Annotated in this window: 18 protein-coding genes; 6 read left to right on the forward strand and 12 right to left on the reverse strand. The window is 69.2% G+C overall.

What is annotated here, in order from left to right; genetic code table 11:
• Positions 1 to 59: 59 nt before the first annotated feature.
• On the reverse strand, positions 60 to 728 hold the full coding sequence (locus tag ACH4U8_RS27585) for an NADPH-dependent F420 reductase (RefSeq protein ID WP_395780867.1): 669 nt from the start codon (positions 726 to 728) through the stop codon (positions 60 to 62).
• 154 nt (positions 729 to 882) lie between these two features.
• On the opposite strand from ACH4U8_RS27585, the gene ACH4U8_RS27590 reads away from it, so the two are divergent.
• A complete protein-coding gene (locus ACH4U8_RS27590) occupies positions 883 to 1,239 on the forward strand; it encodes a winged helix-turn-helix transcriptional regulator (RefSeq protein ID WP_395780869.1) in 357 nt (118 codons plus the stop codon).
• A gap of 196 nt (positions 1,240 to 1,435) precedes the next feature.
• Here the strand turns inward: ACH4U8_RS27590 and ACH4U8_RS27595 are convergent, their stop codons facing one another.
• The 3 genes from ACH4U8_RS27595 to ACH4U8_RS27605 form a co-directional block, all read right to left on the reverse strand.
• The gene (locus ACH4U8_RS27595; RefSeq protein WP_395780871.1) at positions 1,436 to 1,882 is read right to left on the reverse strand and encodes a hypothetical protein; all 447 of its coding nucleotides are present in this window, start codon (positions 1,880 to 1,882) and stop codon (positions 1,436 to 1,438) included.
• Positions 1,883 to 2,119: 237 nt separating this feature from the next.
• Complete coding sequence (locus ACH4U8_RS27600) at positions 2,120 to 2,866, reverse strand: hypothetical protein (protein WP_395780873.1); 747 nt, start codon at positions 2,864 to 2,866, stop codon at positions 2,120 to 2,122.
• The gene (locus tag ACH4U8_RS27605; protein ID WP_395780875.1) at positions 2,863 to 3,456 is read right to left on the reverse strand and encodes a hypothetical protein; all 594 of its coding nucleotides are present in this window, start codon (positions 3,454 to 3,456) and stop codon (positions 2,863 to 2,865) included. Before ACH4U8_RS27605 ends, ACH4U8_RS27600 begins: the two co-directional genes overlap by 4 nt.
• A gap of 747 nt (positions 3,457 to 4,203) precedes the next feature.
• Between ACH4U8_RS27605 and ACH4U8_RS27610 the strand changes: the two genes are divergently transcribed.
• Positions 4,204 to 4,587, forward strand: coding sequence for a hypothetical protein (locus ACH4U8_RS27610; RefSeq protein WP_360322788.1), 384 nt, complete (start codon positions 4,204 to 4,206; stop codon positions 4,585 to 4,587).
• A gap of 203 nt (positions 4,588 to 4,790) precedes the next feature.
• Here the strand turns inward: ACH4U8_RS27610 and ACH4U8_RS27615 are convergent, their stop codons facing one another.
• Together ACH4U8_RS27615 and ACH4U8_RS27620 are read right to left on the reverse strand one after the other, a co-directional pair.
• A complete protein-coding gene (locus ACH4U8_RS27615; protein WP_395780877.1) occupies positions 4,791 to 5,222 on the reverse strand; it encodes a hypothetical protein in 432 nt (143 codons plus the stop codon).
• A gap of 148 nt (positions 5,223 to 5,370) precedes the next feature.
• Positions 5,371 to 5,826, reverse strand: coding sequence for an ATP-binding protein (locus ACH4U8_RS27620; RefSeq protein WP_395780879.1), 456 nt, complete (start codon positions 5,824 to 5,826; stop codon positions 5,371 to 5,373).
• A 297-nt stretch (positions 5,827 to 6,123) separates the two neighbouring features.
• On the opposite strand from ACH4U8_RS27620, the gene ACH4U8_RS27625 reads away from it, so the two are divergent.
• The 3 genes from ACH4U8_RS27625 (at position 6,124) to ACH4U8_RS27635 (ending at position 7,612) form a co-directional block, all read left to right on the forward strand.
• On the forward strand, positions 6,124 to 6,981 hold the full coding sequence (locus ACH4U8_RS27625; protein ID WP_395780881.1) for a helix-turn-helix domain-containing protein: 858 nt from the start codon (positions 6,124 to 6,126) through the stop codon (positions 6,979 to 6,981).
• A 2-nt stretch (positions 6,982 to 6,983) separates the two neighbouring features.
• Positions 6,984 to 7,160, forward strand: coding sequence for a DUF397 domain-containing protein (locus ACH4U8_RS27630; RefSeq protein ID WP_395781017.1), 177 nt, complete (start codon positions 6,984 to 6,986; stop codon positions 7,158 to 7,160).
• A 260-nt stretch (positions 7,161 to 7,420) separates the two neighbouring features.
• A complete protein-coding gene (locus tag ACH4U8_RS27635; RefSeq protein ID WP_395780883.1) occupies positions 7,421 to 7,612 on the forward strand; it encodes a DUF397 domain-containing protein in 192 nt (63 codons plus the stop codon).
• Positions 7,613 to 7,791: 179 nt separating this feature from the next.
• Here ACH4U8_RS27635 and ACH4U8_RS27640 read toward each other — a convergent pair whose 3' ends face one another.
• From ACH4U8_RS27640 to ACH4U8_RS27665, 6 genes are all read right to left on the reverse strand, one after another.
• A complete protein-coding gene (locus tag ACH4U8_RS27640) occupies positions 7,792 to 8,886 on the reverse strand; it encodes a protein kinase family protein (protein ID WP_395781019.1) in 1,095 nt (364 codons plus the stop codon).
• Positions 8,887 to 9,770: 884 nt separating this feature from the next.
• On the reverse strand, positions 9,771 to 10,910 hold the full coding sequence (locus ACH4U8_RS27645) for an acyl-CoA dehydrogenase family protein (protein ID WP_395780885.1): 1,140 nt from the start codon (positions 10,908 to 10,910) through the stop codon (positions 9,771 to 9,773).
• 12 nt (positions 10,911 to 10,922) lie between these two features.
• Positions 10,923 to 11,396 (reverse strand): MaoC/PaaZ C-terminal domain-containing protein, encoded by a 474-nt coding sequence (locus ACH4U8_RS27650; protein WP_020549685.1) that lies wholly within the window; start codon positions 11,394 to 11,396, stop codon positions 10,923 to 10,925.
• A complete protein-coding gene (locus ACH4U8_RS27655) occupies positions 11,393 to 11,920 on the reverse strand; it encodes a MaoC family dehydratase N-terminal domain-containing protein (protein WP_360322802.1) in 528 nt (175 codons plus the stop codon). The genes ACH4U8_RS27650 and ACH4U8_RS27655 overlap by 4 nt, the downstream gene beginning before the upstream one ends.
• Complete coding sequence (locus ACH4U8_RS27660) at positions 11,917 to 13,083, reverse strand: CaiB/BaiF CoA-transferase family protein (RefSeq protein ID WP_360322804.1); 1,167 nt, start codon at positions 13,081 to 13,083, stop codon at positions 11,917 to 11,919. Before ACH4U8_RS27660 ends, ACH4U8_RS27655 begins: the two co-directional genes overlap by 4 nt.
• Positions 13,084 to 13,096: 13 nt before the next feature.
• The gene (locus ACH4U8_RS27665; RefSeq protein WP_360322806.1) at positions 13,097 to 14,278 is read right to left on the reverse strand and encodes an acyl-CoA dehydrogenase family protein; all 1,182 of its coding nucleotides are present in this window, start codon (positions 14,276 to 14,278) and stop codon (positions 13,097 to 13,099) included.
• 276 nt (positions 14,279 to 14,554) lie between these two features.
• On the opposite strand from ACH4U8_RS27665, the gene ACH4U8_RS27670 reads away from it, so the two are divergent.
• Complete coding sequence (locus tag ACH4U8_RS27670) at positions 14,555 to 14,857, forward strand: hypothetical protein (protein WP_360322808.1); 303 nt, start codon at positions 14,555 to 14,557, stop codon at positions 14,855 to 14,857.
• Positions 14,858 to 14,860 lie beyond the last annotated feature (3 nt).

Genomic DNA, 14,860 nt, shown 5'->3' on the forward strand with positions numbered 1-14,860 from the left:
GCCGGGCCCGCCGCCCGGGTGACGGCGGGTGGCCGGTCGGTCGTTGCGTCCGACCCGGGCTACGAGTGGGTCCGGCCGGCGGGGGCGATGGCGATCGAGATGTTGAAGTCCACCGGGCCCAGGACCCCGTACAGGCGCAGCCACAGCGGCATCAGCTGTTCCGTCGCGCGGGCGCTGGACAGGTCGCCGAGGTCGATGATCCGGTCGGACGTCCAGCCGAAGGAGCCCAGCAGGGTCGCCACCTCGGCCTTGGCGGCGTCGTCGTTGCCGCTGAGGAAGACGTTGTGATGGCCGGGGACCAGGCCGGGTTCGACCATGACCGTGTTGTTCATCGTGTTGAGGGTCTTGACGACCCGGGTCTCGGGGAACGCCTTTTGCAGTTGTTCGGCGAGGCTGCCGCCGTCCGGAGTGAGGACCTTGGGCGGGAACCCCTGGGAGAAGTCCAGCGCGTTGGACACGTCGACGAGCACCTTGCCGCGCAGGTTGTCGGCACCCGCCGCCTCCAACACGGCCAGTGAGACCAGGCCGCCGGTCGCGTTCACCACGAGTTCGGCGGCGCCGGCCGCGTCGGCGAAGGTGCCGTGGGCGCCGCCGTTGTCCGCGGCCCACTGCTTGGCCTCGGCGTTGTCCGCCGTCCTGGAGCCGAGCGTGACCTGATGACCCAGCGCGGCGAGCTTGCCGGCGAGCCGTCGCCCGACCTCACCCGTGCCCAGTACGCCGATCCTCATGTGCTGTTCCCCCTCGTACCAAAAACACCGAACGTCCACCGCAGCCGGTGTGGTGGTCGGCCGGTTTCGCTCGACCGATTGATGTACGTGACCGTAGGTCGGTACGGTCCCGGGCGGAAGTACGCACTATTTGGTACCTGTACCGGGGGGCCCGATGGAACCGGACGTGTTCGACCCGAACTGCGGCTCACGGGAGGTACTCGGCCTGATCGCCGACAAGTGGAGCGCGCTGATCCTGTACGCACTGCGCGGCGGCACCCTCCGACACGCCGAACTGCACCGCGCCATCGGCGGGATCAGCCAGAAGATGCTCACCCAGACCCTGCGCTCCCTGGAGGCCGACGGCCTCGTCCGACGCGTCGCGCTCCCCGTCGTACCGCCACACGTCGAGTACTCGCTCACCACCCTCGGCCAGTCCTTGTCCCCACTGCTGACCGAGCTGTGCCGATGGGCCGAGACCAACCTCACCGAGGTACGGGCCGCGCGGGCCGGCGGCACGCTCGGGCTGTAGCGGTGAGGGCGGTGTGGAACGCGGCCGGGTACCGGGCCGAGGGGCCGGTGTACGGGTTGCCCGGTTGCCGGACGAGCAGAACGCCCGGACTCGCGGGCCGCCCAGGCGAAACGCTCGACCGGGAACCCCCGGTCGAGCGTCCGTGCCCTGGCGCGCGCGCCGCTCCGTCGGGACGTTGCGGATACTTGGCTGCCGGTCAGCTTGCCGGGTATGTACCGACGCAGGAATACGAGTTGGAGTAGAGAAGGTCGCCGACGCACACACGACCGCGGTACCCATCGCCGTTGTAGTACCAGCCCGTCGAGTTCGAGGGATTCGTGTGCACATCGCCGATCCGGGTCCAGGGACCGTTGTTCACGCTGCGCTCCAGCCATCCCTTGCAGGGCAGCCCCCGAGTGCTCGTGGGCAGGAAGAACGAGCCCCGCACGTACAGGGAGCCCAGGCTCTGGTCCTGTCCTACGACCACCACCCCGTGACAGTCGGCGAATTCGGTATCGGTCGCCGGCGCAGGACCCAACTCGACGATGACACCGTCCGCGTGAACACCTCCGGCGGCGCCCGCAGCGGATACTCCACCCGAACCGGCGACCAACGCGGTGGCTGCGACCACCGTTGCCGTGAGCGCGCGAATGCTGGTCTTCATCGTTTCTCCTCTATGGCCGGGCCATGACGTCACTGCGGCGCCTCGGGGCCGTCGCGACGTCCGGAAGATCACGTGCAAGAAGATCAAAGCGCAGCCAAGGAGTTGGTTGAAGCGAGTAACCGGCCATTTGCCGGCGCAATCGGATCTTGTCGGGCCCGGCTTGTCGTTCGGTGCGTGGGGCGATCGGGGCGCCGACCGCGCGCACCAGGGTCGTGTTCGGCCCGGTGCCCGGGTGGCTCAGCCCAGTTGGGTGTAGCGGGTGAGGGAGGTGTGGAAGGCGGTGGGGTGGACGGCCAAGGGGTCGGTGTAGGGGTTGCGTAGTTGGATGACGAAGAGGATGCCGAAGGCGACGATCGCGCCGACGAAGGCCAGGGCGACGATGTGGCGGACGTCCGTGGTGGGGCCGACCAGGGCTGGGAAGACGATGGCGAAGATGCCGGCGACGATCATCGCCACCGGTAGCACGATCGGGGTCATGGAGGCCGGGTCGGCGAGGCGTACGTGGCGTTTGACGTAGAGGTCGGCCATCGCCGCCCGGGTGTCGGCGGCCTGGTCGCGCGCCGTGACCGAGGCGGCGGCGACGCGGGCCGTGATCAGGTCGAGTTGGCGCCACGCGAGCGGGGAGTCGCGCTTGTCGGCCATCGCCGACCATTCCTTGTCGATCACCGTGCGGGTGTAGTCGCGCAGCCCGGCGCGCACCGCCTCCCGGTCGGGCGCCGCCAGCCCTCCGGCCGCCGCGTAGGTCCTGGTCAGCACCCGGGCCTCGTCGCTCGCGTGTTGGCGGACCGTGGACTGGAGTTCCCACGCGCCGACGATCTGGAAGCTGGTCAGCAACACGAAGGAGGACAACACCGCGCCGCCGCAGAAGGACAACAGTTGCCCGTCGAAGCCGCCGGTCTTGGTGTTCTCGCCGCGACTGAGCAGGACGAGGGCGCCGGCCGCGATGCCGGCGCCGAGCAGGGCGCCGAGAATCCAGATGATCACGGGCGCGCTCCTCGCCGGGCGGGATGGGGCAGCAGCGCCGCTAGCGCGGCGGGCAGGATCGACACGATCAGGGCCGGCCCGATCCCGTCGGCGAAGCCCGGGTGCGCCGCGTCGTCCTCGGGTGGGGCGCCGGCGATGCGCAACGGCCGTGGGGCGGGCGGCCGTTCGGCTGCCGACGCGGGGGCCGTCGGCGGTGCGGGCAGCGCGTCCAGGACCGCGAAGGTGTACGGCCGGGCGGCCGCGGCCCGCGGCGGCCGGGGTGCGGGTGGGGCGACGGCGGCCGGCTCCGTCGTCTTGGTCACCGGCGGCGTGGGAGCCGGCGGCCGGGGTCGCGGCGGCCGGGCGGCGGGTGGCGTCGGCGGCGCCCCGGGCGAGCAGCCGCAGCCGGGCCGCACGGTCACCGCGACGTGGTCGCCGATCCGGACCGAGGTGAGCACCCCGGGGTGGTGCACCACATGCACCCGGCCGGTGTCCACCTCCGTGCGTGGGCCGACCGGCCCGGCCGGTCCGGTCTCCACCGTCACCGTGATGCGTTCGTCGGCGAAGGCTTCGCCGCACGCGCCCAGGACCGGCAGGCCCAGCGCCGCCACCAACAGACACCGAGACGCGTGTCGAGCCGTGCATCGAGCCGCATTCCGCGCTGCACGCCGAGGGTTGCCCATGACATCAGGGTGACGACGACGGGCCCATTCGCTCGGACGAATGCCTCGAAACCCCCCTTTCGAGTGATCGGCCGCAGGGTGGTCGGATCGGGCCGGGCACCGAAAAGGCAGCCCCGGCCTGAGCCGGGAGCCGCCTTCGGGTGTCGTCGCGCGGGGCGTCGGCCCGTGCAGCACGCCCGGCCGGCACCGGCGGAGCCGACCGATGGTGCCCGGTGGGTGCGGGCGGACCTGCGTTCGTCTTCGCTGCTGTGCGTGCGGCGGGATTGGTCACGGTGACGGTGACGGGGGTGTGGGCGGGTCGTGTGCTGTGTGCTTTTGGTCCGGGGTGAGTGGTGGTCGGGGGGCCGGGAACGGGGGTTGGCCGCAGTTGCTCCGGCCGAGGAGGCAGAGGGTGGTGGATGGCGGGTCGGTCGGGCGGGGGGAAGGGTGTGGGCGCGCAGGTGTGGTGGGTTTCGGGACGGTGGCCTCGTTCGGGGTGGGGATGGTCGGTGGGGCGGGTTTCGTGGGAGGGGCCGGTGCCCACGTGGGGGTGGCGAGGATTTCGGTGAGGGGTCGGCGTAGGACGTTGCCGACGACGAGTCGGCGGTGGCTCGGGCCGGTTGCGACGTCGCCATTGGCCAGGATGGTGGGGGAAGTCGGCGACTGTGTAAGGGAGTTGGTTGTCTCGGGCGGGGCTTGGAGTCGGTCGATGTCGATGCGGTCCGGGCGGATGCCGAGGAGGAGGAGTTCGGCTCGGGCGGCGCCGATGCGTTGGTCGGGGATTGTTTCCACGATGTCGACCCGCAGGGGGATGTGCAGTCCGAGTGCGGTGGCGATGTTGGTTCGGGTGCGGAGGTGGCTGCCGGGGTGATGGGTGATGGCCTCGTGTTGAACGGGGTCGTCGGAGTACCACCGGGTGGCGAGGCGGACGCGTTCGTGGGTGAACAGGGTCCATTGGCAGCGGTTGATGTGGACGAGGTCGGTGACGACCTCGATGTCCAGGCGGGCGCGGATCGCGTGGCACAGGATTTCGCCGAAGGCGGGATGGGTGGTGGGCTCGCCACCGGCGAAGCGCACTGATTCGGCCCCGAGTTCGGTCGCTTCGGTGAGGAGTCGGCACCAGGAATCCGGGGGCGTGGAGGGCGAGTGGCCGGCCGGGCACGGGGGCCGGCACGGGTTGGTGAGTTCGAGTGCGATGTGCGTGATGTGGTGCGTGGGTGACTGCCGTGCGGCGGTGATGATCAAGGGGGATGGCTCCGAGCGGGGCGGTCTGCTGGTTCGGTTCAGGACCCGAGGGTTTGGGCTGCCGCTCTGATCGCGCTGCGGACGTCGCGCAGCGTGCAGGAGGGCTGTTCGTGATCCACGGGCGCGACGAGCCAGATGAGGGCGTCGGTGCTTCGGGTGTTCGGGTGCGGGATGGTGATCCAGCAGCCTCGGCCGTGGTGGCGTGGGCCGGATCTTTGTTCGCGGGGCGGCAGCGTGTGGGTGGGTTCGGGCGGGATCAGGAAGCCGATACGGCGGTAGCGGCGGTCCAGGATGATCGGGCCCGGGGTGACCTGTCGGGTGCGCAGGACGTCGAGGGTGGCCCGGCCGAGGGATTCGCCCACCTCGATGACGTCGAACGTCTCGCCGGCGGCGACCAGGTAGGGGGCGTGGGGGTTGCGGTTCGGGAATGTGTGGGGCTCCACCCGGACGGGTTTCAGTAGTGGGCTCATGACGAACTGCCTTTGTTTATTGTTGAGTTACTGTTCTTGAGGGCTGCCCTTCTCCCGCTGTGACGGGAGTGAGCCCGGCCCCGGGACGTGCGTGTGCCGCGCATGGGTGATGCGAGACGGCGTTGTGGGTCGGGGTGGACGCCCGTTGTCAGAAGAGTCCGGCCTGTGTTGGTTGTGGGCGGCGGCGGGCGGGTGCTTCGCCGACCTGGATCCAGGCGGACACGAGCTTGCCGGTGGGCGTGCGGGTCCAGGTGAATCCGGCTGCGTCGAGGCAGACCAGGGCCAGTCCGCGGCCGTGTTGTGCGTCCGGGGGGATGTCCGCCAGGTTGGACAGGGGTGGGCAGGGTGAGGGGTGGTAGTCCCAGACGGCGATGTCGAGCCGCCCGCCGCTCAGGGTCAGGACAAGCGTGAACTCCGCCCGGACGGCATGCCCTTTGGCGTGCCGCACCGCGTTGGTGGCCAACTCGCTGGCTATGAGCGGTGCCGAGTCGACGATCGGCGAGGGGAACCCGAGGTCGACACAGAAGCTCCGTACGCAGTCGCGCACATGCTTCACTGACGTGGCCGAGATGGGGAAATCCTGTTTGAGGGTGCTTGAAGGCATGGCAGCTCCCGAATGTTGCCGCGGGATATAGCGACTTGCTTCGCTCCGCGTAGAGACGCGTACTGCTGGACGACAGTGGCGGCAAGAGGCCGTACGCGGCCTCCCGTAGGTGGGGAGGCGGCGCCTGGGCGTGTAGCCGCACGCATCACGACCACTTGCAGCAATCAAGCGATTGCTGTTCGTGTCTTGAGTGCTACCTTCCTCGCTCCCATGCAAGTCGTCAAGTTGTATGGGATTTCTGCAAGTGATCACCCTGCGGTCGGTGTCAGGGAGCAGACTGTGTGCGAAGGAGGTGTGATGATCGCTGAGGAGTCGCAGCGTGAACTCGCGAGACTGCTGAGGTGCTTGCGTGAAGCGACGCAGATGACGATGCGCTCGGCCGGAGCCCGGATCGGCATGTCCGAGTCCACGATGAGCCGCGCCGAAACGGCGAAGCGCACGCTGGAGCTTGACGAGGTGGAAGCCCTCCTCGCTCTCTATGGAGCAAGTCCTGAGGACAGGGAGACGGCGCTCGCGCTGCTCGCGTCCTCGGAGCGGGACGTCTTGGCGTGGCTGGAGCCGTACGTGGGGAGAATGAATGGAGAGTACGCCGAATACGCTCGCCTTGAATCGCTTGCAACTGGCATCACCGAGTACAACTCACTCGTGTTTCCAGGGCTCGCTCAGACCGAAAAGTACGCTCGTGCCGTGACCGAAAGCTCATTCGGGGGCGGTGACGAGCTGGTCGAAATGCTTGTCGAGATCCGTATGCGTCGGCAGTGGCGACTTGCCGAGGAGCCGCCACCTTCGGTGACGTGGATCATTACCGAAGCTTGTCTGCGCGTCGATGTCGGAGGTCCGCACGTGATGCAGGAGCAACTTCGGCACGTGGCAGATCTTGCCGCGCGGCCCAACATCACGGTCTGCGTGGTTCCCTTCAGTACTGGTGCGCGGGCAGCCATGCAAAGCGGATTCACGCTCTTCGAATATTCGGGTGCACGCGATCGAAGTGTCGTGTGCGACAGTGCGTCGGTGGCTTCATCGATTGCCACGGAAGAAACTGCTTATGTGAATCGTGCGCGTGGCCTCCTTCGCAGGTTGCTTCAGGCAGGTCTCGACGAGGAGAATTCAATCCGAATGATCGAGGATCAAAAAGCATGGTGGGCGAAACGGTGAAGATGGATTTGCGCGCGCTGCACTGGCGAAAGTCCTCACGAAGCTCACAGGACGGTGCCTGCGTGGAGGTAGCCGTTAATGCAACCAGAGCATTCGCACGTGACTCGAAGCTCACCGGAAGTCCTGAACTGGGATTTCGGCAAGAGTCTTGGAGGAGCTTCCTGAGCGTGCTCAAGTAGGTTATGGCGAGAGGAGACCCCTCTCCGTCGGGGTATCTCCGGTCGGAGGGGGGTGCGCATGCCTCGAAGCTTGCCGAAAGACCCGAGTTGGGCTTTGTGCGTAGCCTCGGGGGCTCCATCGTTGGGACGATGAAGTGGAGCGGACGTGCTGTGATCCCCAGTTTCCAGGAGGGATCTACGGACTCGCGCGACCCGGTTGCTCGCTCGTGCCAGCGTGTCCCGTCAATTTGGCCATGGGTAAGAGGATTTCTGGAGGAAGCATGATCACGAGGATCGGCTCGGTTCAGTGGCATGAGTCCTCGTACAGCGTGGACGATGGCTCGTGTCTTGAAGTTTGCCCGCTGGCGGCTGATGTCGCGGCCAGGGACTCCAAGTTGGCCGAAAGCCCGGTGATTTCCTTCGGCCGACGACAGTGGACCGACTTCGTGCGCTCGGTGACGCGAGTGGCGTGACGCAGTTCTCTCCGGAGTAGGCCGAAAGTCCTCTGGGCTCCGGAGGCACGGGTGTGGGTTGCCCTGGGGGGCGCTTCGGTCTTGGCGGTTGTGGGAGGTCGGGTGCGTCGGCGCCGCGCACGCGGCGAACGCAGCGAGAGAGCAGGTCCGTTCGGGCTATCCGGTTCTCGGCGAGGTGCTTACTCGGCCGGCTCGTTCGGCCGTCGTCTGATGGTTGCGGGAGCGATCTCGTTCTCCGGGTGGCCGATGTGGCCGATCTCCTCGGCCGGGTACGGGGTTTCCCTGCTCTCGTTTCCGAGTTTGCGGAAGAAGTCCGCCATCAGAACGGTGAGCGGCGCATCGCGGGTGAGGATTGCCGTGGCCACCTTCGGTGCCCCCGTGGGGCGTTCGCCTTCGGCGTATGCGCGCACCCGGGCCTCGCGCTTGTCTCGGTCGTGTCCGTACAGGGCGGTGACCAGCCAGTTCACCAGGTATGAGGTGGTGTAACAGCGGTCGTAGGTCTGATGCCGGTCGAAGAAGTCGACCTCCTCGCCCGACAGTTCGAACCGAGAGGAGAGCGCAAGGCCGTAGTCCGTGAAGAACAGGCGCCGGCCGTCGGTCAGGATGTTCTCGAAGTGGGCGTCGAAGTGCAGGAGGCCGCGGCTGTTCATGAACGAGGTTCCGGCCTTCAGTTCCCGCTCCACCATCGTGCAGGCCCGGTCGGCGGTCCCGCCGCCGATGTCCAGTTGCCGGCCCAGCCACTGGTGCAGGTTCCGGGGGATGTACTCCAGGAACAGTGCGACGCTCGCCGACGAGTCTCGGAGGGCCTCGATGCGGTGGCGCACCTGCGACCCACCGCCCCAATAGGCGACCGCCCCTTCGACGTCCGCCAGTTCCTCGGGCAGCGGGGTCGAGTCCGGCAGTACCCGCCAGTGGTACAGCAGCGGAAAGCCCTCGTATTCGCCCGCGAGCGCCCAGTTCGTCGTCATGGTGTGTGTGGCGAGTTCCCGCCAGACGCCGAAGCCCGGGCCGCCGATGCCGTACTGACAAAAGACCGGCAATCCGAACACGTTGGCCGTGGACCGCACGCCGTCCGGTTCCCGCTCCGGATCGGTGAGGGGCACCCGCTTCACGAAGACCGGGGTTCCGTCGATCTCCAGCAGCGCCGACTTGCCGCCGATACCGCAACCGAGCGGCTGGGCCGACTCCACAAGGCTGCCCAGGGTGTGGTCATCGCACCGGGCCAGGGCCGTGGAGACGGCGTTGTGGGCGGTCAGACGTACATCGCGCGACATTTCGAGGGATTTCACCGCTGCCTCCGTCCGGGACCAACGAAGCCACCACGCTGTCTCACGGAAGGTGGTCCGTCCAGCTCGGTGTCTCGGGCGAAGGCGGTCGGCGCGGCCGGGTCCTGCTGGCTGGCCGGGGGTGCCGGCCGCGCTCGCGGTGGGTGCCGCGCAGGCGTCGGGGCCTCGGACGAGGAGTTCTCGATGCCCGGGGACCGAGTCGCAGAAGGCGTTCGATCTCATGGAGGAGCGATTTCCCGGAACGGCCGCGGACGGCGCCACCCCCCCCGGGTCGTATTCGTCGCCCCAGGCGGGCAAAAGGTGGCCACCGGCGACCTGCGCAAGGTCGTCGACAACGCGGTGGGTCGCTGCGTGACGGACCGCAAGTGGCCGCTGTCGCAGACCCGTTCGAGTCGAAGGCGATCAGCAAGGAAGGTTCGGCCGCGTACGCGACCGTCACCTACGAGGTGGAGCCTGGAGACCGCCGACGTCGCCGACGCCATTCGCGCGGCGGTGGACAGGGCGGCCGAGCAGGCGCGAGTGCCGGGCCTGACGCCGGAAACCGGCGGGTCGGCGATGGACGACGGCGGCGGGCCCGGCGGGGTCGCGGAGATCGTCGGCCCCTCGGCGCCGGCGGTCGGGCGGCGGTGGGTCGTGGTGCGGTCGGGCACCCGAATCCGGGAGGCACGGTCACCGATGCATGGTCGCCGAGCCGGACGGAGGTGACCACTCCCGGCTGGTACACCACATGTACCCGGCCGGCGTGCCGCGCCGGGGTTCCGCCCGCGCCCGCTCCCGAGCGGGCCGCCCGTGGACCGCCGCCAGTGTCCCGCCGCACGGACGAGGGCGACCCCCGCGGTGCGGGAGTCGCCCTCGTCCGGGGATCGGGGGCGTCAGCCCTTGTCGAGCACGTCCGCGGCGATCAGGTCCTCCAGGTAGCGGTCGTCCCACCAGTTGAGCTGGAGCGACTTGGCCCGGCGGAAGTAGAGCTGTACGTCGCACTCCAGGGTGAAGCCCATGCCGCCGTGCACGTGCACCGCCAGGTCGGTGACCTCGCGGTAGGTGCGCGCCGCGAAGAGCTTGGCCATCGGGGCCAGGCGCGCGGTGTCGCGGCCCTTGTCCCGGGACCAGGCGGCCTCCCAGACCAGCGTCTCGGCGCCGTCCACGGCGGTCGAGGCGTCGGCCAGGTTGTGTGCGATCGCCTGGAACGCGCCGAGCGGCTTGTCGAACTGCTTGCGGTGCTTGGCGTATTCGACGGTGATCTCCAGGGCGCGCTTGGCGCCGCCCACGGCCTGGGCCGCGAGCAGGATCAGGCCGTCGTGCAGCACGTCCGACCAGACCGGCCAGCCGGCGCCGGCCGAGCCGACCAATTCGCCGCGCACGTCCGCCAGGTCGACCCGGTACTGGGTGTCCGAGGCGATCGTGGTCTGCTGGGTCAGGGTGACCCCGGCCGCCTTCGGGTCGACCAGGAACAGCGAGACGCCCTGGGCCGGATCGCCCGGGGTGCCCGCGGTGCCGGTCCGGGCGAGCACGAGCAGCACGTCGGCCGCCGCCGCGTACGCGACGTGCCGCTTGGTGCCGGACAGCAGGTATCCGTCACCGTCCGCGCGGGCCGCCAGCGCGACGCCCTTGCCGCTGTAGCCTCGGTCCGGCTCCAGCCACGCCACGCTCGCGATGGTGGTGCCGGCGGCGATGCCGGGCAGGTACTGCTGCCGCTGGTCGTCGGATGCGGCCGCGGCGAGTACGCCGCCGACCAGCACCGAGCTGACGAAGTGCGGAGTCGGCGCGAGCGAACGGCCGAACTCCTCGTAGACCACGGCCGCGTCGAGCGTGGTCATCTCCGACCCGCCCCACTTCTCGGGCAGCGTCAGGCCGGTCAGACCGGACTCGCCGAGCTTCTTCCAGAAGTCCTTGGGGTACCCGACCGGGTCGTTCTCCAGCTCGCGAACGACGGAGAGGTCGGCGTGCCGGGCCGTCAGGCCGCGCACGGTCTCCCGGAGGATGTCCTGTTCCTGGGTGAAATCGAGGTCCATCGCGCGTCTCCTCTAGGGCTTCCAGCGCTCGCCGCGCCGGTCCCACGGGTTGTCGTCGGGGGTGGTGGGCAACGCGATTCGCGCGGTGGCCGTGGTGCGGGCCGCGCCGTCCACGGTCAGCGAGATCTCGGCGCGGACCCAGCCGCAACCGGCCTCGTCCACCGAGACGTCGTCCACCGTGCCGGTGAGCAGCATGTGGTCGCCCGGGAAGACCGGCTTGGTCATCCGGAACACCATCCGGCCGATCCGACCCTTGGGGCCGGTCCAGTCGTTGAGGTAGCGCTCGAACCAGGCGGCCTGGTTCGGGGTGTTCAGGAAGATGTCCTGCACGCCCTGGCGCTCGACCGCGAACTTGTAGTCGTGGTGCATCGGCCGCCAGTCGCGGCTGGCCAGCGCACCCAGGATGACCGTGGTCGCGGTCACGTCCACGCCGAACGTGGGCAGCGCGTCGCCCTTGGCCAACTGATCGAGGGTCAGGTCGCTCATCCGGTGGCCTCCCGCCGGTAGCCGTAGCCCGTGTAGGACTCGGTGCCCAACAGGGCGCCGTCCTGGTTGTGGTACTCGACGTCGATTACCCAGAAGCGGCCGATCCCGAGCTTGGTGCGCTTTTCCGGGCTCACCGACTTCAGCACCTGACGCGACGTCACGATGTCGCCCAGGCGCACCGGTTCGTAGAACACGTTGGTGTTGTCGGTCATGATCGCCTCGGGCAGTTCGAAGCGGATCTTGAGGTCGAAGTGCACCTGGAGGGAGAGTTGCTCGCCCTCCGCGCCGGGCGCCCAGTAGTGCGGGCGGGCCCAGGCGGACAGCAGGCTCAGCGGGGCGATCGCACCGCCGGTGAGTTCCTCGGCGACGGCCGCGTCCCAGAACAGCGGGTTGCCGTTCTGCACCGACGCGCACGAGGTCCAGATGTAGCCGCGTTCGGCGGGGAAGTCACCCCGCTTCTCGTACTGGACCTTGCCGATCAGCGCCGCCACGTCCTCGGGCAGCGTGGTGTCTTGTGCCGTCATGCGACCACTCCTGAAGCGCGAAGCTCGGCGATGCGGTGCGGGCCCAGCCCGGCCGCGGCGAGCAGCTCGTCGGTGTCGGTGATCCCGGATTCCCGGACCGGGTACGGGTCCGCGGGCGCCTGCTGGCCGGCCAGGACCGGGCCCACCTGGCGGAACTCGCCCTGGACCGGGTGCTCGGCGGTGGTGAACGCGCCGCGGGCCAGGAACTGCGGGTCCTCCAGCAGCTCCGGTACGGACAACACCGCCGACACGCAGGTGTCGGCGGGGGCCAGCTCGGCCACCCAGTCGTCCCGGTCCCGGGTGGCGAAGGCCGCCGCCAGATCGGCCCGGATCGCGTCCTGGGCGTCGTCGTCGAGCTGACGCGGGGCCCACTTGTCCAGCCCGGTCAGCCGGCACAGGTTCGCCCAGAAGCGGCCCTCGATCGCGGCCACCGCCAGCCACTTGCCATCGCGGGCGCGATAGGTGTCGTAGCACGCGTAACGGCCGGTCAGGATGCCGTGCCGGGGCTCCGGTTCGACACCGGTGGCCAGGTATTCGTCCACGCCCAGCGCCATCAGCGCGAGCATGCCGTCGGCCACCGAGACGTCCAGCCGGGCGCCCTCGCCGGTGCGCTGCCGACGGAAGAGCGCGCCCATGATCGCGATCACCGCGTGCATGCCGCCGCCCGCGCTGTCCGCCACGGTCGCGCCCGGGATCGGCGGGCCGCCGTCGGTGCCGGGGCCCGACATGTGCAGGAAGCCGCCCACGCCCAGGTAGTTCAGGTCGTGTCCGGCCTGCTGGGCGTGCGGGCCGTCCTGGCCGAAGCCGGACGTCGAGCAGTAGACGATGCGTGGATTGCGCGCCGCGACCGCCTCCGGACCGATGCCCAGCCGGTCCACCACACCCGGACGGAAGCTCTCGATCACCACGTCGGCGCCCTCGACCAGGGTCAGGAACGCCTCGCGGCCCTCGGGCGCCTTCATGTCGACCAGCACGCGCTTCATCCGCCGATGCGCGCTGTACGAGTAGTAGGGCGGCGCGATCTGCACGCCGCTCTTGGCCGGGACCGGGCCGACCTTGATCACCTCGGCGCCGTAGTCCGCCAACCAGCGCGAGGCGCGGGCGGCGGGGCCCACGCTCGCGAGGTCCAACACCGTGACGCCTTCCAGGAACTCTCCGGACATGACCGCGGCCCCGTCAGAAGTTCTTGGGAAGGCCGAGACCGCGGCGGGCGATGATGTTCTTCTGCACCTCGGAGGTGCCGCCGCCGATGGTGTCGAGCACGGTGTAGCGGTAGGTCGAGTCGGCGCGACCGGTCATCGGTGCGTCCTCGGTGCCCACCCGCAACTGGGTGCCCGGCGAGGCGATGTCCATCGACGCGTTCGCGAGCCGCTTGGACAGCTCGGTGGCGTACAGCTTGTAGCCGGACGCCTCGACCGTGGGCGGTTTCCCGCCACCGGCGGCGGCGGCCACCACGCGCAGCCCGAGCAGGCGGGCGACGGCGGCCTCGGTGACCAGCGTGGCCAACTGCTTGCGCACGATCGGGTCCTCGCGCAGCGGCTCGTCGTCGCGGGTGGCCTCCTTGACGTACTCGGTGAGCACGTTCAGGCGCTGCTGGATCGGGGCGAACGAGAACATCGTGAAGCGTTCCAGGTCCAGTGCCTGGGAGATGTACTGGAAGCCCTTGTTCAGCTCGCCGACCACGTATTCGTCGGAGACCCACACGTCGTCGAAGAAGACGTCGTTGGTGCGTTCGTCGCCCATCGTCCAGATGCCCCGGACGGTGATGCCCGGGTGGTCCATCGGCACCAGGAACAGCGTGATGCCGTGGTGCTTGGGCGCGTCGGGGTCGGTGCGCGCGCCGACCCAGTACCACTCGGCGAAGTGCGCCGACGTGGTCCAGGTCTTCTGGCCGTTGAGTCGCCAGCCCTCGCCGTCGCGGACCGCGCGCAGCTTCATCGAGGCGGCGTCGGAGCCGGCTTCCGGCTCGCTGTAGCCGACCGCGAACTCGACCTCGTTGTTCAGGATCTTGGGCAGGAACTCGGCCTTGAGCTTGTCGCTGCCGTGCGCGAGCAGGGTCTTGCCGATGATGCCGACGCCCTTGCCGATCTGCGGTCCACCGCGGCCGGCCAGGGCTTCGTTGAGCAGGTATTCGTAGACCCCGTCGCCGTCCTGGCCGCCCCATTCCTCGGGCCAGGTGATGCCGAGCCAGCCTTGGTCGGCCATCTTGCGCATGTATGCGCGGCGTGCGGGGGTGTCGACGACCTGGGCCATGTTCTCCCGGGTGACATCGAACACTTCGGAGTCGGGATTGGCGTCGAGAAACCGCTCGACCGTCTCGCTGAACGCGGTCTGGTCGGGGGAGAAGTCGAAGTCCACGGGTCGCCTTTCGGGGCGCGCCCATGCCGGCAGCCTCACCTGTGTACGTGCAGGTGAGGCAGCCGGCACAGAACCTGACGGATAGTCAGATCAAAGTAACACCGGCCTGGGTTCATTTCGAGTGGCGGTCGGCAATAGATGGTGTGGGCCCCGTCTCGCCCACGCTCGCCCCGGCGTGTGCGCCGGGCGTGGCCGGGGCGCGGCCGACGGATCGGTTTGGGACAAGTCCGGAAAAGTTACGGCGCGTCCGCGATCGACCACCTATCGTGGGTGGACATGAGCGGAAATGCTTGTCCGCAATGTGGCCGGGAACACCCGTGGTGCGACGCCGAATGGTCGGCGTCCGAACTGCACGACGTCGAGTGGTCGGCGTTCGCGCACAACGATCCGGACCCTCCCCACCCGCCGGATCCGGTCGGTGAGGACACCGAGGGCCCGCCGTACCGGGTCGGCGAACTGCTGCCGGACATTCTCGATTTCCTCGCGAGCGGCAGTCGTGGGCCGGATCGGGCCGGCGCGCGCGAAAGCCCGGGTCGGTCCCTGCGAGGACTGATACCCGGGCCCAGGCGCCGCTTTTGACGA

This window comes from Embleya sp. NPDC020886 (assembly GCF_044333915.1).
Lineage (GTDB): Bacteria > Actinomycetota > Actinomycetes > Streptomycetales > Streptomycetaceae > Embleya.